The organism is Exiguobacterium sp. B2(2022), assembly GCF_028823655.1.
GTDB classification, from domain to species: Bacteria; Bacillota; Bacilli; order Exiguobacteriales; family Exiguobacteriaceae; genus Exiguobacterium; species Exiguobacterium aestuarii_A.
Genome location: NZ_JAPEHX010000047.1, coordinates 1 through 25,706, shown reverse-complemented (window position 1 = coordinate 25,706; position 25,706 = coordinate 1). Strand labels below are relative to the sequence as shown.

The 25,706-nt window shown below is 49.1% G+C and carries 29 protein-coding genes; 14 read left to right on the top strand and 15 right to left on the bottom strand.

Annotation, left to right across the window (positions count from 1 at the left end; genetic code table 11):
* Positions 1-181 precede the first annotated feature (181 nt).
* From ON063_RS10555 to ON063_RS10540, 4 genes are all read right to left on the bottom strand, one after another.
* Entirely contained in the window at positions 182-682 is a 501-nt protein-coding gene (locus tag ON063_RS10555; protein ID WP_274665101.1) for an SRPBCC family protein, read from the bottom strand.
* Positions 679-1,011, bottom strand: a complete 333-nt coding sequence (locus ON063_RS10550; protein ID WP_274665100.1) for an ArsR/SmtB family transcription factor — start codon at positions 1,009-1,011, stop codon at positions 679-681. Before ON063_RS10550 ends, ON063_RS10555 begins: the two co-directional genes overlap by 4 nt.
* Before the next feature lie 87 nt (positions 1,012-1,098).
* Positions 1,099-1,566, bottom strand: a complete 468-nt coding sequence (locus tag ON063_RS10545) for a hypothetical protein (RefSeq protein ID WP_274665099.1) — start codon at positions 1,564-1,566, stop codon at positions 1,099-1,101.
* Positions 1,563-1,772 carry a helix-turn-helix transcriptional regulator gene (locus tag ON063_RS10540; RefSeq protein ID WP_214694717.1) on the bottom strand — a complete coding sequence of 70 codons (210 nt, stop codon included), beginning with the start codon at positions 1,770-1,772 and terminating at the stop codon, positions 1,563-1,565. The genes ON063_RS10545 and ON063_RS10540 overlap by 4 nt, the downstream gene beginning before the upstream one ends.
* A gap of 119 nt (positions 1,773-1,891) precedes the next feature.
* Between ON063_RS10540 and ON063_RS10535 the strand changes: the two genes are divergently transcribed.
* Positions 1,892-2,785, top strand: a complete 894-nt coding sequence (locus tag ON063_RS10535) for a ring-cleaving dioxygenase (protein ID WP_274665098.1) — start codon at positions 1,892-1,894, stop codon at positions 2,783-2,785.
* A 37-nt stretch (positions 2,786-2,822) separates the two neighbouring features.
* The gene (locus ON063_RS10530) at positions 2,823-3,311 is read left to right on the top strand and encodes a hypothetical protein (RefSeq protein WP_274665097.1); all 489 of its coding nucleotides are present in this window, start codon (positions 2,823-2,825) and stop codon (positions 3,309-3,311) included.
* 41 nt (positions 3,312-3,352) lie between these two features.
* On the opposite strand, the gene ON063_RS10525 is transcribed toward ON063_RS10530, so the two are convergent.
* On the bottom strand, positions 3,353-3,793 hold the full coding sequence (locus ON063_RS10525) for an RrF2 family transcriptional regulator (RefSeq protein ID WP_214694713.1): 441 nt from the start codon (positions 3,791-3,793) through the stop codon (positions 3,353-3,355).
* A 186-nt stretch (positions 3,794-3,979) separates the two neighbouring features.
* On the opposite strand from ON063_RS10525, the gene ON063_RS10520 reads away from it, so the two are divergent.
* Complete coding sequence (locus ON063_RS10520; protein ID WP_274665096.1) at positions 3,980-5,080, top strand: globin domain-containing protein; 1,101 nt, start codon at positions 3,980-3,982, stop codon at positions 5,078-5,080.
* A 40-nt stretch (positions 5,081-5,120) separates the two neighbouring features.
* On the opposite strand, the gene ON063_RS10515 is transcribed toward ON063_RS10520, so the two are convergent.
* From ON063_RS10515 to ON063_RS10495, 5 genes are all read right to left on the bottom strand, one after another.
* Positions 5,121-5,678, bottom strand: a complete 558-nt coding sequence (locus ON063_RS10515) for a hypothetical protein (RefSeq protein WP_274665095.1) — start codon at positions 5,676-5,678, stop codon at positions 5,121-5,123.
* Positions 5,679-5,746: 68 nt separating this feature from the next.
* The gene (locus tag ON063_RS10510) at positions 5,747-6,160 is read right to left on the bottom strand and encodes a DUF350 domain-containing protein (RefSeq protein WP_074035708.1); all 414 of its coding nucleotides are present in this window, start codon (positions 6,158-6,160) and stop codon (positions 5,747-5,749) included.
* Positions 6,157-7,386, bottom strand: a complete 1,230-nt coding sequence (locus tag ON063_RS10505; protein WP_274665094.1) for a glutathionylspermidine synthase family protein — start codon at positions 7,384-7,386, stop codon at positions 6,157-6,159. The genes ON063_RS10510 and ON063_RS10505 overlap by 4 nt, the downstream gene beginning before the upstream one ends.
* The gene (locus ON063_RS10500) at positions 7,383-7,751 is read right to left on the bottom strand and encodes a hypothetical protein (protein ID WP_274665093.1); all 369 of its coding nucleotides are present in this window, start codon (positions 7,749-7,751) and stop codon (positions 7,383-7,385) included. Before ON063_RS10500 ends, ON063_RS10505 begins: the two co-directional genes overlap by 4 nt.
* Complete coding sequence (locus tag ON063_RS10495) at positions 7,748-8,206, bottom strand: hypothetical protein (protein ID WP_074035714.1); 459 nt, start codon at positions 8,204-8,206, stop codon at positions 7,748-7,750. Before ON063_RS10495 ends, ON063_RS10500 begins: the two co-directional genes overlap by 4 nt.
* Positions 8,207-8,312: 106 nt before the next feature.
* Between ON063_RS10495 and ON063_RS10490 the strand changes: the two genes are divergently transcribed.
* The 6 genes from ON063_RS10490 to ON063_RS10465 all read left to right on the top strand — a co-directional run bounded on the left by ON063_RS10490 (position 8,313) and on the right by ON063_RS10465 (position 14,392).
* Positions 8,313-9,332, top strand: coding sequence for a potassium channel family protein (locus ON063_RS10490; protein WP_214744703.1), 1,020 nt, complete (start codon positions 8,313-8,315; stop codon positions 9,330-9,332).
* Between the two features lie 11 nt (positions 9,333-9,343).
* The gene (locus ON063_RS10485; protein ID WP_224862384.1) at positions 9,344-10,471 is read left to right on the top strand and encodes a YfbR-like 5'-deoxynucleotidase; all 1,128 of its coding nucleotides are present in this window, start codon (positions 9,344-9,346) and stop codon (positions 10,469-10,471) included.
* 129 nt (positions 10,472-10,600) lie between these two features.
* Positions 10,601-10,933, top strand: coding sequence for a PadR family transcriptional regulator (locus ON063_RS10480; protein WP_214744699.1), 333 nt, complete (start codon positions 10,601-10,603; stop codon positions 10,931-10,933).
* Positions 10,930-11,457, top strand: coding sequence for a DUF2812 domain-containing protein (locus ON063_RS10475; RefSeq protein ID WP_274665092.1), 528 nt, complete (start codon positions 10,930-10,932; stop codon positions 11,455-11,457). Before ON063_RS10480 ends, ON063_RS10475 begins: the two co-directional genes overlap by 4 nt.
* Positions 11,458-11,632: 175 nt before the next feature.
* Positions 11,633-13,174, top strand: a complete 1,542-nt coding sequence (gene amyS, locus ON063_RS10470; protein WP_371743030.1) for an alpha-amylase — start codon at positions 11,633-11,635, stop codon at positions 13,172-13,174.
* Positions 13,175-13,378: 204 nt separating this feature from the next.
* A complete protein-coding gene (locus ON063_RS10465) occupies positions 13,379-14,392 on the top strand; it encodes a fatty acid desaturase (RefSeq protein WP_274665091.1) in 1,014 nt (337 codons plus the stop codon).
* Positions 14,393-14,426: 34 nt separating this feature from the next.
* On the opposite strand, the gene ON063_RS10460 is transcribed toward ON063_RS10465, so the two are convergent.
* Both ON063_RS10460 and lipA read right to left on the bottom strand, forming a co-directional pair.
* The gene (locus ON063_RS10460) at positions 14,427-15,257 is read right to left on the bottom strand and encodes a lipoate--protein ligase family protein (protein ID WP_274665090.1); all 831 of its coding nucleotides are present in this window, start codon (positions 15,255-15,257) and stop codon (positions 14,427-14,429) included.
* Between the two features lie 17 nt (positions 15,258-15,274).
* Positions 15,275-16,177 carry a lipoyl synthase gene (gene lipA / locus ON063_RS10455; protein ID WP_333781802.1) on the bottom strand — a complete coding sequence of 301 codons (903 nt, stop codon included), beginning with the start codon at positions 16,175-16,177 and terminating at the stop codon, positions 15,275-15,277.
* A 322-nt stretch (positions 16,178-16,499) separates the two neighbouring features.
* Between lipA and ON063_RS10450 the strand changes: the two genes are divergently transcribed.
* Positions 16,500-18,449, top strand: coding sequence for a glycoside hydrolase family 3 protein (locus ON063_RS10450; protein ID WP_274665089.1), 1,950 nt, complete (start codon positions 16,500-16,502; stop codon positions 18,447-18,449).
* A 161-nt stretch (positions 18,450-18,610) separates the two neighbouring features.
* Positions 18,611-19,783 (top strand): IS200/IS605 family element RNA-guided endonuclease TnpB, encoded by a 1,173-nt coding sequence (gene tnpB / locus ON063_RS10445; RefSeq protein WP_274665088.1) that lies wholly within the window; start codon positions 18,611-18,613, stop codon positions 19,781-19,783.
* Positions 19,784-19,854: 71 nt separating this feature from the next.
* Here the strand turns inward: tnpB and ON063_RS10440 are convergent, their stop codons facing one another.
* Positions 19,855-20,700, bottom strand: coding sequence for a DegV family protein (locus tag ON063_RS10440; protein ID WP_274665087.1), 846 nt, complete (start codon positions 20,698-20,700; stop codon positions 19,855-19,857).
* Between the two features lie 8 nt (positions 20,701-20,708).
* A complete protein-coding gene (locus ON063_RS10435; protein ID WP_214784887.1) occupies positions 20,709-21,551 on the bottom strand; it encodes a lipoate--protein ligase family protein in 843 nt (280 codons plus the stop codon).
* Positions 21,552-21,657: 106 nt separating this feature from the next.
* Here ON063_RS10435 and ON063_RS10430 point away from each other — a divergent pair, with 106 nt between their 5' ends.
* From ON063_RS10430 to ON063_RS10420, 3 genes are read left to right on the top strand one after another with little or no spacing between them, the layout of a single operon-like run.
* A complete protein-coding gene (locus tag ON063_RS10430) occupies positions 21,658-22,953 on the top strand; it encodes an HD domain-containing protein (protein ID WP_214694686.1) in 1,296 nt (431 codons plus the stop codon).
* Between the two features lie 21 nt (positions 22,954-22,974).
* Entirely contained in the window at positions 22,975-24,561 is a 1,587-nt protein-coding gene (locus tag ON063_RS10425; RefSeq protein ID WP_274665086.1) for a Na/Pi cotransporter family protein, read from the top strand.
* 20 nt (positions 24,562-24,581) lie between these two features.
* Positions 24,582-25,235, top strand: coding sequence for a hypothetical protein (locus ON063_RS10420; RefSeq protein ID WP_274665085.1), 654 nt, complete (start codon positions 24,582-24,584; stop codon positions 25,233-25,235).
* 52 nt (positions 25,236-25,287) lie between these two features.
* Here the strand turns inward: ON063_RS10420 and ON063_RS10415 are convergent, their stop codons facing one another.
* Positions 25,288-25,476 (bottom strand): 2-hydroxymuconate tautomerase, encoded by a 189-nt coding sequence (locus ON063_RS10415; protein ID WP_012727443.1) that lies wholly within the window; start codon positions 25,474-25,476, stop codon positions 25,288-25,290.
* Positions 25,477-25,706 lie beyond the last annotated feature (230 nt).

Here is a 25,706-nt window from a genome sequence, read left to right as displayed (position 1 = left end):
CAAGAAAAAACTGGGGTGGGCATTACGGGATATCTCGTTGAAAAAGAAGGATTTTGTTCAACCGAGGTCAGCATCGGGGATACGTTTGAGGAAATCACACCAGAACAGCTTGACGTATTGTTTCGACAGTTCAGATAAATCAAAACATGCACCATTCCTTTTCGGGAACGGTGCATGTTTTTTACTGGCTGACAATCGCTTCAAGACGATCGAGCTGGGAAGTGAATCCTTCGACAGCCCCCATCTCGACGACTTGTTGGAGAGCTTCTTCATTCGGGAATTCGGAGCGGCTAATGAACAACGTGCCTTCCGATGTATCGAGAAACTCATTCGTGATGGTCATGACAGGTAAGTCCGGATTGACGTGTCCGTCCGCATCTGAGAATGCATCCGTATAGACGATTCGGGAATATGGGTCAATCTCGATAAAGGTCGATTTGCCCCATGACTCCATGCCGTAAAAGTCACCCTGTTCTTTGTCGACACACGTCATGCAGTAGTGCCAAATCCCACCTGGTTTGAAGTCGAAGCTGTATACTTTCGTCTCCCATCCAGCCGGTCCCCACCATTTCTCCAAATGTGCGGGTGTCGAGAATGCCTCAAATACAAGTTGCCGTGGTGCCTTGAACAAACGTTCCATAATCAATGTCGTGCCCTCTACATGTGATTTGACCGTACTCATGATTGATTCTCCTCTCGTTGTGACTCCGCTAAAAACGATTCCAATCGATCGAGACGCTCTGTTTCCCGCGCGATATAGGTCTGCCAAGCATCTAACGGTTCAAGTGCTTGAGACTTGAGCGCGTAGCGTCTCCGGTTCGCATCAATCGTTACCGTGACAAGCCCCGCATCATATAAGATTCGCAGGTGTTTCGACGTCTGCGGTTGACTGATTCCAAGCTGATTTGCCATCATTCCGACCGTCCACTCCTGTTTCCGTAACAATTCAATCATCCGTAACCGATTCGGGTCGGCTAACGCTTGAAACAAAGAAGCCAGTTTCTCTTCCATCTTTCGTCACCGTCCTCTTATTCTCTTATATTCCCCACTTGGAATATTCTAAAACAGGAATATAAAAAGGAATTCGTAATGAATTCCTTAACGTCGATAACCGCGAATCCAAGTCGTCATATAGACGAGTGTCGCGATGATGAGAGTTGAAGCGAGTGCATAGATTGGGTAGGCACGAAGCGCATCTTCAAATAACGGATAGAACATGAACGATCCCATGAAGATTGGAACGGAAATACCGAACGAGATGTAGGCGGCTTTTGTCGCTTTCGCTGTGATGATTTGTTCGCGCTCATCGACTTCACTGAATTCAGTCATCCGGACGGACCATTGAGCAAAGTTCAACTGCTTGTTCGGTCGTGTGTTAAATGAATAGACTGTCCAAACAATGCCAAAAACAACGAGTAATAGTATTGGAAGCAGATTGAATTCAACTAAGAAGCGGTCAGACTCAATGACGGTCTTTGACACATCGGACAAAAACGAACTGAACAGAAAAGCCATCAGGACATACAAGATGATGCTTGAAATAGACTGAACGACAACGTGTTTCATTTTGTTTCCTCCTCGATTGTGAATATAGATTCGACCGGTTCCTCGAACACGCGTGCGATGTGCATCGCCAGCATGAGTGATGGTGTGTAGCTGCCTTTCTCGAGCGAGATGATCGTCTGTCTCGTCACACCGACCTTTTCGGCCAGGTCGCCTTGGGTTAACTGGTGCCGAGCACGCAGTTCTTTTACGCGGTTGACTAATGGCATCGTGCCACCTCATTTCTAGTTTCTACCGCTAGTGTAAAACAAACTTTACATAATGTAAAGAAGACTTTACTTATTTGAAGATGATACAATAACGATATAGTCGGAAGGAGAGATGGATGATGAAGGTGATTAGTGGACAACATCACGTGTCGGCGATGACCGGGGATGCCAAAAAGAACTTGCGATTCTACACGGAAGTACTAGGGATGCGGCTCGTCAAAAAGACGGTCAACCAGGATGACCCATCGATGTATCACCTGTTCTATGCGGACGAGACGGGGACGCCTGGAACTGATTTGACGTTCTTTGAGTTACCGTTTCTCGGACAGACGTATCGAGGGTCAAACAGTATTTCCCGGACAGCGCTCAGAGTACCGGATGGGGCGCTCGCGTACTGGCAGAAGCGTTTTTTAGGAAGGGCAACCCTTTCGTTCGAAGATCATGAAGGCCAACGCCTCTGTCTGGTGGAAGGAGGGAGCGGGACACCTTGGAGAAATGGTCCTGTTTCGACGGACGTCGGCATCTTCGGTCTCGGATTTAGTGAGTGGACGGTACGGAGGATTGACAAGACGGCACGAGTGCTGACTGAAATACTCGGTTATCGATATGTGACGACATTTGAACGGGATGGTCACGATGTGCGCGTTTTTGAAACAGGAGAAGGTGGCGTGGCGACAGAGATTCATCTCGTCGATCGACCGGATTTGCCATCGGAACGACCAGGGCGGGGAAGTGTGCATCATGTGGCGATTCGAGTGGAAGAAGCAGACGATATGGCGAAGTGGATTGAGAAACTTGACGCACATGGTATCAGTCACTCCGGTCTCATTGACCGTTATTATTTCCAGTCGATCTACTTCCGCGAGCCGAGCGGGATCTTAGTAGAACTGGCGACAGATGAACCTGGATTCGCGACGGATGAATCAGTTGAAGCACTCGGAGAACGCTTGGCCTTGCCGCCGTTTCTAGAGTCGAGACGAGCGGAAATCGAATCGAAACTAAAGAAATTGTAATCGAATGAACATTCATAACTGTAATGAGGTGAATGAATTGGATACGCAAGCAGTCAATCTTGTGATTGCCAGATTGCTAGGTGAAATAATCGAGCAATACCGGCCTCATCAATGGATAAAAACAGAAGAGGCGTTTCCCCATCCTTATCAGTTCAATAAAGTGAGTTATGACTATTCTGGTGAGGTTGAACCGATGACGCTGGAAACATTTCAAGACTTGGTTAACAAGCTCGGAAATAACCATTGGTACTCATCCAAATTCGAAGAGTTGCTACACAACATTTATATCAATCAATGGGTGCCAACATTCACATCAAATTTCGGTAAGCATTGGCAATGCTACCATGACTTATTGTTTGATGCGTATAACGATTGGAAATATACACATTTTGAATTGTATGACGAAGATGGAAATGAACTCGATGAAGAGTTAGAAAACAACCTGAATGAATGTTTTGAAAATTTCATTCATCAAACGTCCCCAGAACTATATGTGAAAAAAATGATGAAACGTTGGTGGCGATGAGTCCTAAAAATAGAGACATACAAAAACCCGACGGACTTTTTTCAGTCTGTCGGGTTTTGTACGCCTAAGAGCAGGGCAAGTTCATTCGTTCGATTGGCGACGAGGTCGGCAATCGTGTAACGGTCGAGCACTTGAAAGAACGCCAGCATCGCCTCATTCAACACACTCCGTAAGTCACAGGCCGGTGCGATCACACATCGACCTTCCCCGAAGCATTCCACGAGCTCGAGCGGTTCCATCGTTCGAACGACCTCGCCTACATTGATGTCTTCCATCGGGCGCGCGAGACGGAAGCCGCCACCACGGCCACGAACCGACTCCAAGTATCCATGTTTTCCAAGCTCGTATACGACTTTCATGACATGATTTTTGGAAATTTTGTATTGGTCTGCGACTTCTTGAATCGTGACCAGCCGATGCGAAAACGTGGCGCTATACATCAACGTCCGTAGTGCGTAGTCACACGTTTGCGTGAGTCTCATCCATCATCACCTCTTTTTCCATTGTACAAGACAACGTTTAAAAGTGCGATTCGAACAAATGTGAAAGGGTGATGGCAGAAATGAGTCGGAATCGTGAAATCTGTTTTAAAGAAGTATTTCATATATTGATTTAAGGTGATTAGACTCACATAATGAACGTGTACGAAACAAAAGGGGGATAAACACATGTTAGATCAACAAACGATTGAGGTTGTAAAAGCGACGGCGCCTGTTTTGAAAGAACATGGTGTGACGATTACGAAGCATTTTTATCAACGAATGTTTGAACAAAATCCAGAAGTACGTCACTTCTTCAACCATACGAACCAAAAACGAGGACGCCAACCGGAGGCACTTGCGAACGCGGTCTATGCGGCTGCCCTTCATATCGACCGGCTCGAAGCGATTCTTCCTGCCATTCAACCGGCACTCCATAAACATAAGAGTTTGAATATCCGCCCAGAACATTATCCGATTGTCGGTGAAAACTTACTCGGAGCGATTCAAGATGTCCTCGGAGAAGCGGCAACACCAGACATCATCGATGCATGGGCGAAAGCGTATGGCGTGATTGCCGATGTCTTCATCTCACTCGAGAAACAGATGTATGATGACGCACCGTGGGTCGGATTCAAACCGTTCGTCATCGAAGAAATCATTGAAGACACACCGGAAGTGAAGCGATTACGTCTCGTTGCGAAAGATGGGGTCGTCGGTGCAGCCATCCCAGGACAATACATCTCGGTTCAGGCGCGAATCGCTGGCGAGGACATCTTGCACCACCGCCAATATAGTGTCATCGATACGACAGAGAACGGGTACTGGATTGCACCGAAACAAGAAGGGCTCGTTTCGAACTGGCTCCATGAACAGACGGTTAGTACCGAAATTCCGGTGAGCGCACCGGCAGGAGAATTCATTCTTGAAGCATCAGATCGTCCGCTTGCACTGATTGCGGGAGGGATCGGCATCACACCACTCTTCAATATGGCGAAGACGGCACTCGGACAAGGGCGCTCCGTCACATTGTTGCACGCGGTTCGCAACACAACACTCCGTCCGCTCGGAGACGAACTTGATGAACTTGTGGCTAAAGGGCTCCACCTCATCACACACGTGGATGACGTATCGGGTTGTATGAGTGCGACGCAACTCGAGGCACTTGATATCGAAGGGCATGACGTTTACACGTGCGGACCGAATGCGATGATGGAAACGGTCGTACGCGTCATCCCTCAGGCACGATATGAATTTTTCGGACCGTCTGGAGTTCTTGCGACCAACTAAAAAAGACGACTAAAAAAGTCGTCTTGACGCATGACATAGGTTATTCCGTGAGTTCACTTGAATGTATGACTTGTTTGTTGGCATCCAACGTCTCAAGCGACCACACACCATCTGGACGTTTTGTTGTTTCGATGACATAGGTCATGGTGTAGCTTTCGATTTCGGGATCGTTGACGGGAAAATCTTTTGAGCCATCGTCGCCGTTCAACCGTAAATAAACGACATCTTCTGGGCGCTCTTTTAGATGGACGCCGATGTACTCCTTGTTTTCGACTTGAAGGGTGACGAAATCAAAAGGTTGATTCGGCTCTGTTTGTTTCGTGACAGATCCTAAGTTCCCTGTTTCGACATCAATCTCGGCTAGACCGATGACGGATCGATCTTCATTTGTGTAAAAAGAGAGAACGGACTGTTCCATGTTATGAATTTGAAACGTATACCAATCGTTCATCGTCATATAACGATTCATTTCCTTTTCGGCATTCTCGTATGAGTTACCGTTCTGAATGTTGGTGTATGTGTACAGTCCGACACCGACAGCGATGGCGACGATGATAAGACCGGAGACGATCGTGAGTAGGATGATTCGCTTAGACATTGTTCTTCCTCCAATTTTTTATAAATAGAAACACCCCATGGCTCGCGCGAGTGCATGGGGTGTTTGAATTAGTACGTCAAGCTCGCGGCGACGATGATGCCGACGACGAGTGATGCGGCGAACAAGCTGAAACCGATCGCCATGTTGCCGTTCTCGACTTCTTTTTCTAAGTTCACGCCAGGCGTGAGGACATATTCAAACGTCCAGAACGCCAATACTTGAGCGACAATCCCGACGAGCCCCCAGATGAACGCGTCGAGTAAGTTGACGCTGTTCGCCCAAACCGTATAGATGACGATGGCGAGTCCGAGCGCTTTCCCCCAAAGTTTCAAGGCGACGGCCATGTTGCCTTCTTTGATTAACTTACGTTCCGAATACTTGGTCGTCAGGGCGAAGATGATGAGTCCAGCGAGAATGAGACCGAATCCTGTCCCGAGGTGGGCGAGGAAGCTTAAGATTGAATCGAGTGTGATGAATGTCATGAGTTCGTCTCCTTTTGTGTAGGTGTGCCAACGGCTAAGTAGTAAGATTGGTTGTTCGTGATCATGCTACCGGCACGGACGCCGAGTGCGGACGGATGTCCGTTCAAACAGAAACATCCGACCATATAATGTGTCTCGACACGACCTTTGACGGTCGTCGTCATCCGTGTCGGAAGTTCGATGAACTGTTGGTACACGGCTGTTTCTTCCGCATATGTTTGTAGTGCTTCTCGGTGAAACGGTTGGCCGTCTTTCGTGTACAAGATGACGGAGTCCCCTTCGCGTCCGAACGCCGGCTTTTTGACGTAATCCGATTCGCCGAGAAACGATGTGTCTTCTAAGTAAGTCGGTAAAAAATAAGTTCCGATGATGTCGCGCTCGGCTTCATCGAACAATGTCTCTGTCTCATACAATTCCCAAATGAGGGCTTGTACGCCTTTCGACTGCATGAGGAATGCCGAGAGCGGGTTGAGCAGCGACACATGTTTTTGTAGGTTCAATTCGAGCAACCGAATGCCGATCAAGTCTCCGTCCGGTGCCCGGTCGTCCACAAGATGCTCGATCGGATACGTTTGACGATACAAGATGTCGATCCGTTCGCCCGATGGCGTGTAGACACCGTCTTCGTCGACGAGTAAGGCGTGCAACGGTACGAATTCAGACGGTAAGTCGAGTGTTTCTTGCAGAAAGCGCGCCGTCCATTTGTCTTCGATGTTGTCGTCATGTGCCGTAAAGACGATTTTAGGTGTACCTTCTCGTCCGAGGCGTTTCCATGCGGCGACGATGGCCTTGCGCAGTTCGGTTTTCAGTTGAGCGGTGGCTTCTCTGTTCGGGTCGAGGAGACCAAACTCGGAAGCGACCACGCCGTTCACGTCAAACAGTTCCTTAATAAACGTTGGTGTGTCCGCATTGAACTCCATCAATTTGAGTTGACCGTCTTTCATGATCCAGTCGTAACGACCGATGATTGTCTCTTGTGGGATTGTCTTTTCCCGTAAAAAAGGCAGGCTCGCCTCGGGGTAACCGAGTAGTCGGAGCGTCTCGTCCGGTAGCGTCCGCAACAATTGATTCGTTTTACGGAAAATCGAGTCAACCGCCTCGGTCGCCTCTCGGACAGAGTCAACCTGTGAGGCGGTCATCTCAAAACAATCGTATAAGGCATATTCTTCATCGTTTAAATCGGGCCAAAAATAAGGGATTTGACTGTAAAGTTCGTCACGCGTCATCCGCCGAATCCACCTTTAGAGCCGCTGCCGAGTCCAGATTTTGACGATCCTGAATTGGAGCCGTTCGATACAGCGCCAGTCGCACCACCGTTTGCTTTATACGTCTTATACGACGAAGAGCTCTTCAATGCATTTTTTGAGTTGAAAAGGCTACCGAGTAAGAAGTAGCTACCATAGTGCGGAGAACGGTCGTCGTCACAATAATACGACTCGGTCTCGTCATCCCAGTCCCAATCGTCACATTCGTAGCCGGTCGGTTCTTCCGGTAGTGCTGCTTCCTCATATTCGTCCCCACCACAAGCGGCAAGGGAAGTCGTCAATACCGCGACTGAGAGTCCGCTTAAAATTTTCTTGCTTGTCTTCATGTTGATTCCTCCAATTCATAACCCGTCGGTGTGACATAGATGACGTACACACCACGATCTTCATCTGTTTCTGCTGAATCGCGTTCATATTCTTTGCCGGCGACATATAAATACTGGCTCCCAAGCATGGCAAGCGCATCGAGGTGACGGTCGACGTAATAGGCTTCGAGCAACGGGTTGTCAAAGCGGTCATCGAGTGTACGAATCTCGACTTTAATCTCACTCGTTTCGTGTTTGTCCACCGGTCCTTCTGTATAACGGTCGACGTAAATCAAGAAGTATTGATCGCCTTCTAAGGCGGATGAGCGTTGTTTATAGGTCATGCCGTCTTTGACGAAGAACTCACATTCACGACGGGCCAGCACTTCGTCTAAGCCGAGAGACGTGTAGTGGTATAGTGGTTCGAACGATAATTCATTTTTATAGAGACGATACTCTAAGACGATTGAGTTCATAAGTCAGTCCTTCCTTTTTTCTTCTTATACGGAATCACGATCAAAATGGTTTCGTGAATCTTTTTGTAGATACGTTTAGTATATAAGAGAGAAGGAGGGGGAAACAGTGCATATCTTATTTCGTTTGTGGAAAGGGTTAGCGAAATTATCATTTTTAAATGTCGTTCTAGCTTCGATTGGCATTATCGTCCTAGGGACCGTGCTCGGTTATTGGTTAGAGCCTGAGACGTTCGGGTCGTTATTTGATTCGTTCTGGTGGACGATGACAACGCTGACGACCGTCGGATATGGGGATTTTTATCCGTCCTCCGTGGCAGGACGATGGCTCGGGATTTTCTTATTCCTATTCGGGATTGGGATTATCGGGGCGTTGATTGGAAAATTAGTTGAAATCGGCGCGACGTTTCAACGGTTAAAACGGGAGGGAAGACTAGTGTATCGTGGAGAAGGACATTATGTGTATATCGGGTGGTCCCCGAAGACGAAAAAGGCAATTGATGAAGTGCTCAACTATGAACCGAAAGCGGAAATCGTCTTGATTGATCAGTTGATCGAAGAGCCGTACGTGCACGATCAAGTGCACTTCGTTTCAGGGGATGCCTCAGATGAAGCGGTCTTATTGCAGGCGAACGTCCTGAAAGCACGACGCGTGGCCATTTTTGCGGATGCGCGAATCACGGAGACATTACTCGCCGATGGGAAATCGCTTTTGATCGCCTCAGCGGTCGAGGCGCTGTCCTCTGAACATCAAGTGGATTTGCACACGGTCGTTGAAGTGTGTGAAGAACGAAATATCTCGAAATTCAAACACGTCCGCGTCGACGATTTTATTTTAGCGAACGACTCAGTCTCCCTCTTAATGGCGAAAGCGACGTTACAGCCAGGGACGACGGCGATTTTCCGTCAATTGTTAAGCAAACAGTCAGGCGGGAACATCCAAGCGTTGAAACCAAAAGTCGAGTGGCAAAATGTTCGGCAAGCAAATACAGCATTACTTGAATCAGGGGTGACACTCATTGCGGTCAATGACCGATTAGATGTGGCGACGATGCTCGACTTGCCGCTACAAGATACAGATATGCTCTATGTCGTCTGTCATGACGATGTATTCGAACGATTATCGTAAGGAGTGAAACCATGCATAACGGAACGTTTATCCGAAAGATGACACGCATGCAAAACGTGCAACGATGGGACGAATATGCCCCTCATTATCATGATAATGCAGCGAGTCATAGCTTTCGTGTCGCGGTCTTCAGCTTGATCGCGGCTTATGTGGAAAAAGAGAACGGGCGTGACGTCGACTTGCTCGATTTGCTCGGAAAAGCCATTTTCCACGACATGAATGAAGTACAGACGGGTCCGATCATGCACCGGACGAAAAAAGAGCCGACCTTGATTGGTCACATCGAGCGCATGGAACGGACAGCGAGCCTCGGTCTTGTCGAGTTGTTGTCACAGTCGTTACGTCCTCACTTCCACCGTTTTGTTGTTGAGGCGGAGGATGACTCATTCGAAGGAAGAATTGTCGACGGAATTGATTCTTTTGATGCGATGCTATTCGTACGACGGGAAGTCGCGCATGGCTCTCCGCATTTCGATGACAAGTTAGAAGAGATGAAAGCCGCCCTCCGTCATCATCCGATTGATTCGGTCCGTTGGCTGTTCGACCAGGTCGAGGCAGAGACCGATGTGTTACGCTTCATCGAGAACGTCATGCGGATGGACAGTGTCCGTCGTTGGAAAGGGCGCTTCAATACGATTGACGACAACGATGCGATTCATGGTTTCCGGGCTGCCGCGCTTGGTATGTTCAGCGGACTCTTAGAGCGCGAGAAGTACAACGTCGACGTTGATGTCGCCGAACTCGTGGCACGTCTTCTTTGTCACGACTTAGTCGAAGGGGTGACTGGAGACGTGCTCGGACCGGTCAAGCATTCGACACAAGAGACGGGAGCGGCGTTCGAGGCATATGAGCGGGCAGAGAGTGAACGTCTTCTCGGGTTGTTGCCGGCATATATGCAGCCGGCGTTCCGTCGATACATGGCTGATTCGAAAGATGACACGTATGAAGGGATGCTCGTTGACATGATGGATAAACTCGATGCCCTCATCAAGATGAATATGGAGCGGAAGATGAACGGGGCCGAGTATGAGGTCACGTATCGCGAGCAGCTCCGTAAAGTCCAAATGCGTTATGAGAACCCGAGTATGATTTTCTTCCTCGCCTATATTTTGCACGATCTGGATTACGTCACAAGCTAAATCGATTCACACAGAAGTCGCGAACTTAATGGTTCGCGACTTTTTTATATCATTTATTGACATATATCATTTAACGATATATATTGAATATAAGAAATGTATCATTCAATGATATAGGAGGTGCAGAAGATGCCGCGAACGGACTCCTTGGAGTTAGGAGAACTGACGGATAGTATGTTTTACATCTTATTGGCGCTCACGACGCCACGTCATGGTTATTTGGTCATGCAATTTGTCGAAGAAATCACACGAGGACGAATGCAAATCGGTCCTGCGTCGATGTATACGATTATTAAAAAATTATTGAACGCCGAACTGATTGAACCGATGGACGGAGACGGAAAGAAAAAGAACTACCAAATTACGCGTAAAGGGCGTTCGATTCTGACGGATGATGTGAAGAGACGACAGGCGATGGTCGAAGATGCCTGTGCCATTTTAGATATGGAGGGATCACGATGAGACAGAAGTATATGTCGAGCTGGGGACTAGCGTTTGCCGAAGAGCGTGAGATGCGAAAACTAGAACGAATGGCAGCCAAGGGTTGGCATTTGAAGCAATTCGCACCTCTAGGATATACGCTCGTTGAAGGGGAACCGGAAGACGTTCAATATAGTTTGGATTATCGAACCCGTCCGGATGAAGACTACTTTGACCTGTTTGCATCGAGCGGATGGCAACATGTCACATCGACCGGGGATGAGATTCATATTTTCAAAGGGAATCGAGATGCCAAGCCGATTTATTCGGATGTCGAAACGGCAGAGGAGAAATATCATGACATGGAACGTCAGATGGGACGGGCTGCGCTCATCCTAGGTATTTTATGGATTGCCCTGTTTTCCTTGTTTCAGTTTGATTGGCCAATCGTCGTCGAGACGATATTGATCGGTGTTCAACTACTCGTGACAATCGGTCTCGTATTTACAGGACTACCGTACATTGGCTACCGTTTCAAGCGAAAACGAATAAGCCGTCAAGGATGATTAGGCGGATGGCACAAGCCATCCGTCTTTGTTTCGTTCAACTGAACTATTCAAATGAAAAATAGTTAGGGAGAGAGAACTGTTTTTGGACATCAGTCTATGCAACAAAATCAAAATCCTTCACAATAATTTATGCAAGCGCTTTCATTATTTAGTTGAGGAGGAATGAATGATGTTGAAGAAACGACAAGGGATTGCCGTGCTGGCTGGCGTGACATCGATTGCACTGCTTTCGGGGCAACCGGTCGCACAAGCGGCAACTCCACAGAACGGTACGATGATGCAATACTTTGAATGGTATGTCCCGAACGATGGGCTCCATTGGAACCGTCTTTCGAACGATTCGCAGCACTTGAAAGACATCGGCATCTCCACGGTTTGGATTCCACCGGCGTATAAAGGGACGTCTCAAAATGATGTCGGATACGGTGCCTATGATTTGTATGATTTAGGTGAGTTCAATCAAAAAGGGACGACACGGACGAAGTATGGAACGAAAGCGCAGCTACAGTCGGCCATCTCCAACTTACGCGGAAAAGGGATTGGCGTATACGGGGATGTGGTCATGAACCATAAGGGCGGAGCGGATTATACCGAGTCTGTTCAAGCTGTCGAGGTCAATCCTTCTAACCGGAATCAGGAGACGTCTGGGGAATATTCGATTTCTGCCTGGACCGGATTCAATTTCGCGGGCCGCAACAATACATACTCACCGTTCAAGTGGCGTTGGTATCACTTTGACGGGACTGATTGGGATCAGTCACGGAACTTAAGCCGGATTTATAAATTCCGAAGTACGGGTAAAGCGTGGGACAGTGAAGTGTCCGGGGAGAATGGGAACTATGACTACTTGATGTACGCCGATGTTGATTTTGAGCATCCGGAAGTGCGACAAGAGATGAAAAACTGGGGGAAATGGTACGCGGATTCGCTCGGTCTCGATGGATTCCGTCTCGATGCGGTCAAACATATTAATCATTCGTACTTGAAAGAGTGGGTGACAAGCGTCCGTCAGACGACGGGGAAAGAGATGTTCACCGTCGCGGAGTATTGGAAAAACGACCTTGGGGCTATCAATGATTACTTGGCGAAGACGGGCTATACTCACTCGGTATTCGATGTACCGCTCCACTACAACTTCCAAGCGGCAGGGAACGGTGGCGGTTACTATGACATGCGCAACATTCTAAAAGGAACGGTCGTCGAGCAGCATCCTACACTCGCCGTCACCATTGTCGACAACCATGACTCACAACCTGGGCAATCACTCGAGTCGACGGTTGCCAATTGGTTCAAACCGCTCGCCTATGCGACGATCATGACACGCGGTCAAGGATACCCGACACTCTTCTACGGGGATTATTACGGGACGAAAGGGACAACGAACCGTGAGATCCCGAACATGTCAGGGTCTCTTCAACCGATTTTGAAAGCGCGTAAAGACTTTGCCTATGGCACACAACATGACTACATCAACCACCAAGACGTCATCGGTTGGACACGTGAAGGTGTGACAGACCGTGCGAAGTCAGGTCTTGCGACGATTTTGTCGGACGGACCGGGTGGCTCGAAATGGATGTATGTCGGGAAGCAGAACGCGGGAGAAGTATGGAAAGACATGACCGGCAACAATGGTCGTCTCGTGACAATCAATGCGGACGGTTGGGGCGAGTTCTTCGTCAACGGCGGCTCGGTTTCCATCTATACGCAACAATAAATCCATCAGACTTGTCTCATCTAAAAATGAGATAAGTCTTTTTTCTGAATTTTCACCACATAATTTTTATACGTGATATAATGACCTAGTGTTAATTCTTGATAGGGACGACTTTCCGATCCATGAATTCACATTGAACAACGTTGGTTGTTGGTTTCATTTATATTTTTGCGTTGTGACGCTGTTGAATTCAAGGAGGTTGTTATGAGTAAAGAAAAGATTGCCCAATTAAGAAAGCACGTCTCGCCGTTTGAAAAGTCCGATATCCGGATTAGTGTGCGGCAGATGATCAATACGATTTTACCGTTTCTCGTATCATGGTTCTTAGCGTATCAACTACTAAGTGTCTCGATTTTCCTGACATTACCGTTTACGTTGATCGCGGCAGGATTTGTCGTGCGGATGTTCATCATCTTCCATGACTGCACACACGGTTCATTCTTCAAAAATAAGAAGGCGAACGCGATTGTCGGAACCATTACAGGAATCTTGACGTTATTCCCGTACGAGAAGTGGAAGCGAGAGCATGCGATTCATCATGCGTCGAGCGGAAACTTGGATAAACGGGGCGTCGGGGACATCTGGGTCATGACGATTGAGGAGTACATAGAAGCTTCGAAATGGACGCGACTGAAATATCGCCTATATCGTCATCCACTCGTCATGTTTGGTCTTGGACCGCTTTGGCTCATTCTCGTGACGAGCCGTTTCAATCGAAAAGACGCCCGTAAGAAAGAACGCCAAAACACGTATATCATTAATCTCTCACTCGTCGTCTTATACAGTGCGTTGATTTATGTCATCGGATGGCAAGCTTTCATCATTGTTCAAGGTACGACGATGTTCATCGCCGGTGTGCTTGGGATTTGGTTATTCTATGTCCAGCACACGTTTGAAGATTCATACTTCGAGGATGAGCAGGAGTGGGATTATGTGAAGGCGGCAATCGAAGGAAGCTCGTATTATGAATTGCCGAAAGTGCTTCAATGGGTGACAGGAAATATTGGTTTCCATCACGTCCACCATTTGAGCCCGCGTGTCCCGAACTATCATTTGGAGAAGGCGCATACGTCGACACCACCGTTACAACGGGCGACGACGATCGGACTGTTTTCAAGTTTGAAGTCGTTACGCTACAAATTGTATGATGCGAACAACAAAACATTCGTCACGTTCCGAGAAGTGCGCCATCTGTTGCGCCGAACGAACGCGGCATAAAAAAAGATTGTCCCCGTCAAAAGGGACAATCTTTTTAGCGTTTCCAGACCCATTCATCACTTTCATACTTCTTGACGAGCAAGTCGATTTCGGATTGCTGTTCTTTCGTGAAGATGAGCGGTTCGAACGTCAACGAGAAGGCATCTTTGAAGCCGGTCTCGAACGCGGCCGCTACTTCATCAAAGGAGACGAAGCGCTGTAACGTATCGTTCAAGGCGACGGCTTTTTCGCTGAACCGACTTTTGGCTTCACGTTTTTCGTGCTCCTCCATCGCGAAACAGTCGAATAGTACCTCATCGTCGACAGAAAGAGGGATGGATCCATGTTGCAAGACGGCCCCTTGGTGGCGCACTTGTGCGCTACCCGCAATCTTTTTCCCATCGACGGCCAGCTCATAATAGGAGGCGGCATCAAAGCAGACGGCTGATTTCGGTTTGCGAAGTGCCTCACGGTCCTCTTCTGTCAACGGTACCGAAAACTCGGCTGGTACACCGAGCTCGTGATAACCACGACGGACTCCTTCCGTGAGCAAGCGATAGCTCTCGATGATATTTGTCGGGAGGGCCGGTGTCGATTCGGGCAAGATGACGCTATACGTCAGCTCATCGGCGTGCAACACGGCGCGTCCTCCGGTCAGGCGACGGACGACCGGAATGTTGTTCTTCGTGAGGGCGTCACGGTCCAAGTCACGTGTCGCCCGTTGGAAGCGCCCGACGCTGATCGCATGAGGTGCCCATGAATAAAAACGAAGCGTCGGTTTGAGTTCTCCCTTCGCGACCCAGTTGGCGATGGCTTCGTCAATCGCCATGTTTTCAGCCGGTGAAGTGGATTCAGTTCTAAGTAAGTGCCACGTCGTACCAGTCATAATCTCTCTTCTTTCTATTAGTCGATTGGCAACATCGTGTGGCGACGCGCCTTGTGTACTTGTTCATCCGCATGGTAAGACGAGCGGACGAGCGGACCTGCCTCACAATGTGAGAATCCTTTTGATAGTGCGATCTCTTTCAACTCAGCGAACTCATCCGGGTGGTAGTAACGTTCCACCTCGAGGTGTTTCTTCGTCGGTTGCAAGTATTGACCGAGTGTCAAGATGTCGACGTTGTGTGCGCGGAGGTCATCCATCGCTTCAATCAATTCCTCTTTCGTTTCTCCGAGTCCGACCATGATTGACGATTTTGTCGGGATATCCGGGTTCAATTCTTTTGAGCGTTTCAAGAATTCGAGTGTGCGGTCGTATGTCGCTTTGGCACGGACTCTCGGTGTGAGGCGACGAACCGTCTCTAAGTTATGGTTCATGATGTCAGGACCCGCATCAATCAACGTCTGCAAGGCAGAGAAGTCACCCATCATGTCAGACGGGAGCACTTCGATCGATGTCTCTGGATTCATAGAACGGACGGCACGAACCGTTTCTGCGAAGACGGTAGCCCCGTAATCGTTCAAGTCATCACGGGCGACAGCAGTGATGACGACGTGTTTCAAATTCATGAGGCGTACAGATTCGGCGACGCGCTTTGGCTCTTCCCAATCGAGCTCGTTCGGTTTACCAGTCGTAACGGCACAAAAACGGCAAGCACGTGTACAAATACTTCCTAAAATCATGAACGTCGCGGTCCGACGTACCGCCCAACATTCATGGATATTCGGACACTTCGCTTCCTCACATACCGTATGTAGATTTTTTTCGCGCATCATCTTCTTCAAACCGGTATATGTGTCGTTCGTATTTAATTTAATCTTTAACCATTCCGGCTTTCGTTTCAGTTCCCCTCTTGCCACAATAATTTCCCCCTTTTTGAAAGTTAACCTGTATCGAATTGAGTTTACCAAAAAAAGAATCAAAAACGAACCACGGAAATTATTGGTTTTGCCAATACAGTTTCTTGTGTATCAAAACAGAAACATTGTTTCAAAATGGTTACGCTTTCACATGAGTCATTGTTTCTGAAAAATGGAGTTGCTATACTGTTGTTGACCACCTGAATAAGAACCAAATGTAACTGATGCGATCAGGCATGGGGTGAACGAGCGTTGATGAGGCAACGCTTCTTCCTCCATGCCTTTTCGTTTGGGGGTCAGTCAAATTGGACTAAGGGGAGTGGGGAACATGAACAAGGCATTGAACTGGACGGCAACACTCGGATTGACGACGGCACTACTCGTTTCATCGATTCCGGCAGCGGATGCGGTCGTGGCGGAAGGGACGCCGACGATGTCGATCGACCAGCGCGTCAACACGAAGTTAGAATCGATGACGCTCGAACAAAAAATCGGGCAGATGATCATGCCGGACTTCCGGCTTTGGAACGGGGCGAACCATACTTCTCTCGCACCGGAAGTGGCGCGTGTCATCGATCGTTTTGATCTCGGTGGCGTGATTTTGTTTGCGGAGAACGTGAAGGAGACGGAACAGACGACGAAACTCGTTCATGATTTACAGGAAGTCGTGAAGCAAGACGACAGCAATGACATTCCGCTCTTTGTCACGATTGACCAAGAAGGGGGCATCGTGACGCGTCTTGGGACAGGGACGAACTTACCAGGAAATATGGCAATCGGGGCCACTCGTAACAGTCAATATGCGTATGACGCTGGAAACATCATCGGTTCTGAATTGAACGCACTCGGGGTAAACGTGAACTTCGGACCGGTACTCGACGTCAACAACAATCCAGGAAACCCGGTCATTGGGGTCCGTTCATTCTCGAGCGACCCTGAACTCGTCGGCGAACTCGGTTCGGCGATGACACAAGGCATTCAAGACCAAGGTGTCGCGGCGACGGCGAAACATTTCCCGGGTCATGGGGATACGGCAGTCGACTCACACTATGGACTACCGATTGTCGATAAGTCGCTCGACGAATTGCGTGGACTCGAGTTGTTGCCGTTCAAACGCGCGATTACTGAAGGGATTGACATGATTATGACGGCACATATCGGTATGCCGCAAATCGAAGATGAGGTCGTCGAGTCGGATCGTGGGACGTTCCCGCTCCCAGCGACGCTCTCGGATGATGTCATCACGGGAGTGCTACGTGAGGAACTCGGATATGACGGAATTGTTGTGACTGACGCGCTCAACATGCAGGCTATCTCCGACAACTTTACAGAAGCAGAAGCGGTCATCAAGACGTTTGAAGCGGGCGTCGATATCGCCCTCATGCCGACGATTTTGCGTTCGGAAGCAGACGTGATCAAACTCGAAGCCATCTTTGATGAAGTCATCCAAGCGGTGAAAGATGGTCGTTTATCAGAGACGACCATTGATGAGTCGGTCGAGCGTATTTTAAAACTGAAGGCAGAGCGTGGCATTTGGGGAGAAACAATCGATTCGACGACGCTCGAGGCGAAGCTCGCAGAAGCGAACGCCGTCGTAGGTAGTGCGGAGCATAAAGCGAAAGAGCGTGAAATCGCGGAAGCAGCCGTCACACTTGTGAAGAATGAGGACAAGACACTCCCGTTCAAACCGAAAAAAGGGGACACGGTGCTCGTCTTGTCACCAGCGAAAGATCAGACGGACAGTATGGTGAAGACAATCAAGTCGCTTGAGAAGAACGCCGGGAATATGAAAGGCGTGAACGTCATCACGGCCAACTATTCGGCATCAACGCCACACTTAACGCAAAATCCGGTACTTCAACAAAAAGTCGAGGCAGCCGATTACATCATCGTCGGTTCGAACGTGAACAATAGCGCGAAATTGAAGCCGACATCGGCTGACCATTACGTGCCTGCGGAAGTGTTCCGTTACGCAAACGAGACAGGGAAGAAGTCGGTCTTGCTCAGCTTGCGCAACCCATACGATGTCGCCGTTCAGACAGACGCTCCGGCGCAGCTCTTGATTTACGGGTTCAAAGGTGATCCGAACGGACCGGACTCGGAAGCAGGCAACTTGAAATCGGCCGGACCGAACTTGCCGGCGGGCATTCGTGCCATCTTCGGTGAAGTGAAGCCACAAGGGACGTTGCCGGTAGACGTGCCGGAATTTGTGGATGGTGTGTTCCAAGACGAGAACTATGCGCAGTTTGGAGATGGATTTAAAAACTGGAACCGCTAAACGAAAATGAGCTCACCCGATAGCGGGGAGCTCATTTTTTTATCGAAATTAGGCGATAATACTCCCACTTCTAAACGTTCAGGGCGAAGCCCTAGTGAAAGTGGGAAATGAATCGCCCACCATCCTTTCGGGTATAATATCTTTCGAGGAGGTGAAAAATCATGTTGAAACATAAGGCCTACAAGTTCAGAATCTATCCGACAAAAGAGCAGGAAATCCTGATCGCCAAGACGATCGGTTGTTCGCGTTTCGTCTTCAACCACTTCTTGGCGAAGTGGGATGAAACCTATAAGGCGACAGGAAAAGGACTGTCTTACGGCTCTTGTTCGAAAGAAATCCCTTTGTTGAAGCAGCAGTTCGACTGGTTAAAAGAAGTTGATAGCACCTCTGTGCAGACCAGTGTCAAGCATCTAGCCTATGCCTACGACCGCTTTTTCAAGAAGCAGAACGAACGACCTCGCTTCAAGTCTAAGCGAAACCCTGTCCAATCCTATAAGACAAATATCCAGGGGAAGTCCCAACTTCCTGAAGTATCAATCATCGGTAACAAACTCAAGCTTCCGAAGCTGAAATGGGTTCGTTTCGCCAACTCGAAACAGGTCGAGGGACGTATCTTGAACGCCACCATCCGACGCACAGCTTTGGGCAAATACTTCGTGTCCCTGCTCGCAGAGCAGGAGATCGACGAACTGCCGAAGACCGGGTCATCCGTCGGCGTCGACGTCGGACTCAAGAACTTTGCCATCCTGTCGGACGGCACGGTGTACCAGAACGACCGCTACTTCCGCACGCTGGAGAAGAGACTGGCGAGAGAACAGCGAAAACTGTCCCGTCGTCAGCTCGCCGCCCTGAACAGGAAAGTGAAGCTGTCCGAGGCGAAGAACTACCAGAAACAGAAGCGGAAGGTCGCCCGTATCCACGAGAAGATCGCCAACAAGCGGACCGACTTCCTGCACAAGGTGTCGACCGAGATCGTCAAAAACCACGACGTCATCGGCATCGAGACCTTGCAGGTGAAGAACATGCAGAAGAACCGCAAATTGAGCAAGTCCATCTCCGAGGTGAGTTGGTCTACGTTCTTCCGCATGCTCGAATACAAGGCCGACTGGTACGGGAAGACCGTCGTGAAGGTCGGGAAGACCTTCGCCTCTAGCCAGCTTTGTTCGAGCTGCGGCGATCAGCACAAAGACGTGAAGCATCTGGGGCTGCGTGAATGGACATGCCCGAATTGCGGGGTCCATCACGACCGCGATGTGAACGCAGGACTGAACCTCAAACAAGAGGCAGAACGAATCTTGGCCTCTTCAACCGTCGGGACGACGGGGTTAGCCTGATCAGGTTTCGACCGATAGGTCGGATAACTCAGGAATCTCCCACCTCTAAGCAACGTGTAGGTGGGAGTAGTTCAAGCCTCGAAATAGGCGATGACGAGTAGACCTGGACCGGTATGGGCACCGATGGCAGAGCCGACAAGTGTTTTCGTGATGTGTTTCGGTTGAACATGCTCAAGGACCATCTTCTCGAACTGTTCCGCTTTTCCAAGGTCGTCACCGTGACCGATGAAGAGATGCCCGTGCTCGACGAGTGGCTTCGATTCCATCGTCCATTCGACCATGCGGCGCATGACCTTTTTATGACCACGTACTTTTTCAATCGGGACGAGTTTCCCGTCCTCGACCGTCAGTAACGGCAGAATCGTCAACAGGTCACCGATGAACGCACTCGCTTTCGAGACGCGTCCGCCCCGCATCAAATATTCGAGTGACTCGACCGTGAACAAGTGGCGAATCTTTCCGACGAGTGAAGCAGCATATTCACTTGTTTCTTCATACGTATGGTCTTGTCCGTACTCTGCGACCGTCTTGACGAACAATGCCTGTCCGACAGAAGCCGTTCGCGTATCGATAATCTTGAACTTGCTATCTGGATACTCCTCTTTGAGCATCTCACCGACCATGACAGCCGTTTGATATGTACCGGAGAGCTCTCCGGAGAAAACGAGATATAAAAACGGGATTTCGGCTTCGAGATGTTGACGGAAACAATGCTCGATTCGCGACGCCTCGATTTGGAACGTCTTCGGTGTCTTACCTTGACGCATCGCATCGTACACGTCTTTCGGTTGAATCGTCTCCCCGTCTAAAAACTCTTCGTTGTCGATGATGACACCGAGCGGTAAAATCTCAAGACCGTACTCGATGATTTGATCGTGCGTCAAATCGGCCCCGGTGTCTGTGATCAGTTTAAACATTGGATGAATCACTCCTCTGTTAATTGTTGTTCGATCTCGCGTAAAGGCTCGTTCCGTTTCCACATCCGTTCGAGCTGGCTCACGAGTGTCGTTTGTTCTTCAGCCGTCAGCGACGCGTTTTGGAGCGTACTGACAGTGGAAAGGACGCGGTAGGCCCGTGTCAGAACATCTTGAACCGTGAGAGGAATGCCGAGCAAGTCTTCTAACGACGCCATCGTTTCCGGTACAATGGTCGGGTACGTGAACTTGGTCGCCTCCCCTTGGATGGCCAATTCATAAAAGTCTCGGATGATTTCGGCACGTTCGCTCCCGCTCTGTCTTACGCTCAAGTAAATTTGAACGGCGACGCCGCCACGGACGCGTCGTTGTGAAATACCGGCGAACTTTTTGCCGTCAATCGACAAGTCGAAACTTCCCGGACAGTACGAGCCGACAATTTCACCTGGGACGATGTCGTTCGTGACGTCTTGGAACATGTGTTGGATCAGGGAAGTCATGGCCTCATAGCCGCTGTCGATTTGAATGCCGTCATTCTCGGGTAAGATTAAAGATAAGTTCAGGACATCCTCGTCTAACACGACGGCGAGCCCGCCCGAGTTACGGACGACCGGTCGGAAGCCGCGCTCGTGCAAATACCGGACCCCATCTTTTAAATGAGGTAACCTTGCATCTTGAATTCCGAGTACAATCGTATTCGTGTGCACCCATGCGCGCAAGACAGCGCCTGATTGTTGGGTCGAAGCACATAACGTGTCATCCGTCGCGAACGATTGTTCCGCTTGAAACATCGTGCCAAGGCTCGATTGGTCGATCACACGATAGCTCGGTTGTTTTAATAATGGATGGATCATATACTTAATTCCTTTTCACAAATAATTTTCCTTCTCATTATAGCATGGAGGGAACGATTCGTTTGAAGTCGAATCTAGAACATAACGCTACGTAGGAGGGCATGTCATGTACTCGTCACGAGGACAATTATCTGGGTCAAAAGTGTTTAAAGACCCGGTACACCGTTATATTTACGTCTACGACCACCTTATTTGGGAATTGATCAACACGAAAGAGTTCCAACGCTTACGTCGCATCAAACAGCTCGGGACGTCCTTTTTGACGTTCCACGGCGCAGAGCACACGCGATTCCATCATTCCCTCGGCGTCTATGAGATTGCGCGCCAATTGATTGACCAGTTCCAACAATATCCGGAATGGGATGACCGCGACCGCGAACTGTTGTTGGCGGCGGCGCTTTTGCACGATGTCGGTCACGGCCCATTCTCACACGCGTTCGAACACGTCTTCTCTGTTCGCCATGAAGTGTGGACCGAGCGAATCATTTTAGGCGATACCGAGGTCAACCAAGTGTTGTCGGAGATGGGTGTCGGGTTCGCAGAAGAGGTGGCTTCCATCATCAACAAGACGCACCCGAACCGCTTGATCGTCAATATGCTCAGTTCGCAGCTCGATGTCGATCGGATGGATTATCTATTGCGTGATGCGCACTTTGCGGGTGTCAGTTATGGGAAGTTTGATTTAGAGCGCATGTTGCGTGTCCTTAGACCAGATGAGGACCAAGTCGTCGTCAAACAGTCGGGGATGCATACGATTGAAGACTATATCATGCGCCGCTATCAAATGTATTGGCAAGTATACCTTCACCCGGCGACACGTTCGAGCGACCTCCTTTTGAAAGCGATTCTCGAGCGGGCTCAAGAACTTTATGAGAGCGGCTATGCATTCAAGATGGTACCGAAACATTTCTTACCGATCTTTGAGCAGAACAACATGTCGCTTGAACAATATTTGAAGTTGGACGAGACGGTCGTCTACTTCTACTTCCAGGAATGGATGGAGGAAGACGACGCGATTCTAGCCGATTTATCGAGCCGTTTCGTGAATCGTCGTTTATTGAAATATAAAAACTTCCCGGAAGCGAACCGCGTCCGCTATATGGAACGGTTGCGTCAGACGATGGAAGGCATCGGACTTCCGCCGAAATACTACTTGCTCGAAGATCAATTGAGTCAATTGCCGTATGACTTGTACAAAGGGCAGGGGAAGTATGAAGGCATTTATCTTCAGATGAACGATGGGGAACGGAAAGAGATTTCGGAAGTGTCCATGCTCGTCCAGTCGATTTTGAACTCGAGACAATCGGATGAAAAAATTTACTATCCGGAAGATGTGTTACTGAACTTAAGGGATCATGCGAATGAAAAATCGTGGCTCTTATCGACGTTGAAATCCGAATAACCCGCAAAGGGGCGTGACACGATGGAGATTGCGACACTGATTGGTGGGATCGGGATTTTTTTACTCGGGATGACGTTACTCACAGACACGCTGAAAAAATGGGCCGGCACACGACTTCGACATCGGTTGAACCAATTCACCGATGGCTCGTTGTCGGGGGCGACACTTGGCGCGATGTTGACGGCTTTATTTCAATCCTCTACTGTCACGACGTTGATGACGATTGGTTTTGTGAGCGCGGGTTTGATCACGTTCACGCAAGCATTGCCGCTCATCATCGGGGCGAACGTAGGCAGCGCGACGACAGGATGGATCATCGCCGTCCTTGGCTATAACGTAGACGTACGTCAAGTGTTCTTGCCGCTCATCGGTATCGGAATGGCACTTCGTCTCTCAGGACCACGTCTACGACGAATCGGGCTATTATTCGTCAGCATCGGTTTGATTTTTGTCGGGATTGGGACGCTACAAGAAGCGATGCGGGATGTCGTCACGTTCTCGTTCGGACCAATCGGGTCGATGCGTTTTTCTCAACAGGCGTTCCTGATTGGCATCGGGTTTGCGATGACGGTTGTCCTTCAGTCGTCGACGATTGGGCTCGTCTTAACGATGACGGCTCTTGCGACTGCCGCGATTTCACTTCCGCAAGCCGCTTTTTTGGTACTCGGTCAAAGTGCTGGGACGAGTCTTGTCGTGGCACTCGGTTCAATGGGAGGTTGGAAGTCGGCCCGACGCATCGTATTGGGGCATGCGATCTATCACGTGTCCATCGTCCTCATCGGATGGCTGACATTCCCCGTTCTCTTCTTTGTCGTCAATCAAGTAGCCGATTGGTTCAACTGGAACGACTTGTTACGCCTCGCCCTATTCCATACGACGTTCCATGTGTTAGGCGTCCTCTTGTTCCTGCCATTTTATCAGTCGTTCGCAAGGCGCTTACTAAAATGGATCCCGAGCCGAGCAGAAAAACTGACACGTCTGCTCGACAAGAACATGTCGCAACTCCCGACGGTCGCCCTTGAGGCGGCGCGGCGGTCTTTACTCGAGATTGAACGCTATTTAGGGAACGAGACTGAGTTGCTCGTCCGGGAGGGACGTCTCCGGGAAGATGAGTTGACGCTCGTCGACAAGACGCTGAGCGATGTCCGCGTCTTTTTGAGTACGATTCAACTAGACGATGTCGGAAAGCAAAATGATTACGGGCAACACTTGTCCCTCCTGCATTCAATCGACCATCTCGAACGGTGGTTGTATGTATTGCGAGAAATCGAACCGGTCCAGTCACTGCGGGACACGGACTTTTTAGCAGCGCGCGAACTCGTCTTGCACGAACTCGATCTCGTTCATCAATTGAATCATCATACGCCACCGGAAGATTCGAAGATGTGGAAACAGGCGTCAAAACAGTTGGCGGAATATCGGAAGGCACATCGCTCTGAGCTGCTAGAAGAAACGGCGGCGAATCAGTTGGAGATGGACCAGACGATCCAAAAAGTACAAGTATTGCTGTGGCTTGACCGGATCGGCTACCACATTTGGCGGGCAACACGGCACTTGATTAAGCCGACCGTGCCAAGTGAACGGTTCGAAGTGAACCGAGAAGATTGAAGTAAAATGGAGGAATGGAAATGGCAACATGGGTGACTCACTTTCGTATCGCGGAGCGGATTCTCGAGACAGATTCCGCGTTTGAACGTATACCTTTTTTAGTAGGAAATATCGGTCCGGACTGTGGGCTGGTCGGAGCGGATGGACGTCCTGAACCACCGAAAACCATCACGCATTTCAAAACAGAGAACGGGATTTCCTCTGATTTGTTCAAACAGACGTATTTAGATGGAGGGACCACGAAATCGAATACAGAGTGGTCTTATTTAGTCGGTTACTACTTTCATCTGATTACAGACGAATATTGGGTGCGGTTGACCCGTGCGAAAAAAGAAGAACCGATTGTACGGGCAATCGTCGGAACACCGGACTATACCCGTTTAGTCAAAACGGACTGGTATGGGATTGACTTTGAGTACTTGGCAAAACATCCGAATCATATCTTTTGGACGGACTTCTGTCACATTGACTCGTTCGAAGACGTTTTACCGTTTTTCCCACAAGGACAAACGGGACAACAAATTCAAAACATCACGTCCTTCTATAAAACACATCCGTTTGACCCACAGCATGAATATGTATATATGTCACCTGAAGAGGTCGATGATTTCATTGAAGAGGTTCTTTGTGGGCTACAAGCGAAAATTCAAGAAGTTCAACGAATACATATTTGACGTGGTGCTTAGACGAAAAAACGGACCCCGATTCAAGGAGTCCGTTCGTTACTTATTTCTTGTCCGCGTGCATGACGCCGGCTTGACCATAGTGCGTCGCATCCATTTCTTCGATGAAAACGGTGATGTTCTCTTTCGGAGCGTTCGTCGTCTCGGAGACGGCGTCCGTTACTTTTTCAATCAACGCGCGTTTTTGTTCCACGGTACGGCCCGGGAGCATTTTTACTGTTACGTAAGGCATGGGTCATTCCTCCTTTGCTGAAGTCTCTTTCATTGTAGTGAATCCACTTCCTCTAGAAAAGAAAATTCTCGTCCACCTCAAAGCTTGCGCTCACTTTTTCGACATTTCGGGTAAGGAACAAGACAGAGCGAATGTAGGAGGAATGAAGATGAAGTGGAAAGGTAGACAACAGAGCCGTAACGTCGAGGACCGACGAGGGCGTAGCATCGGAGGAAAAGGGATTGCCGGGG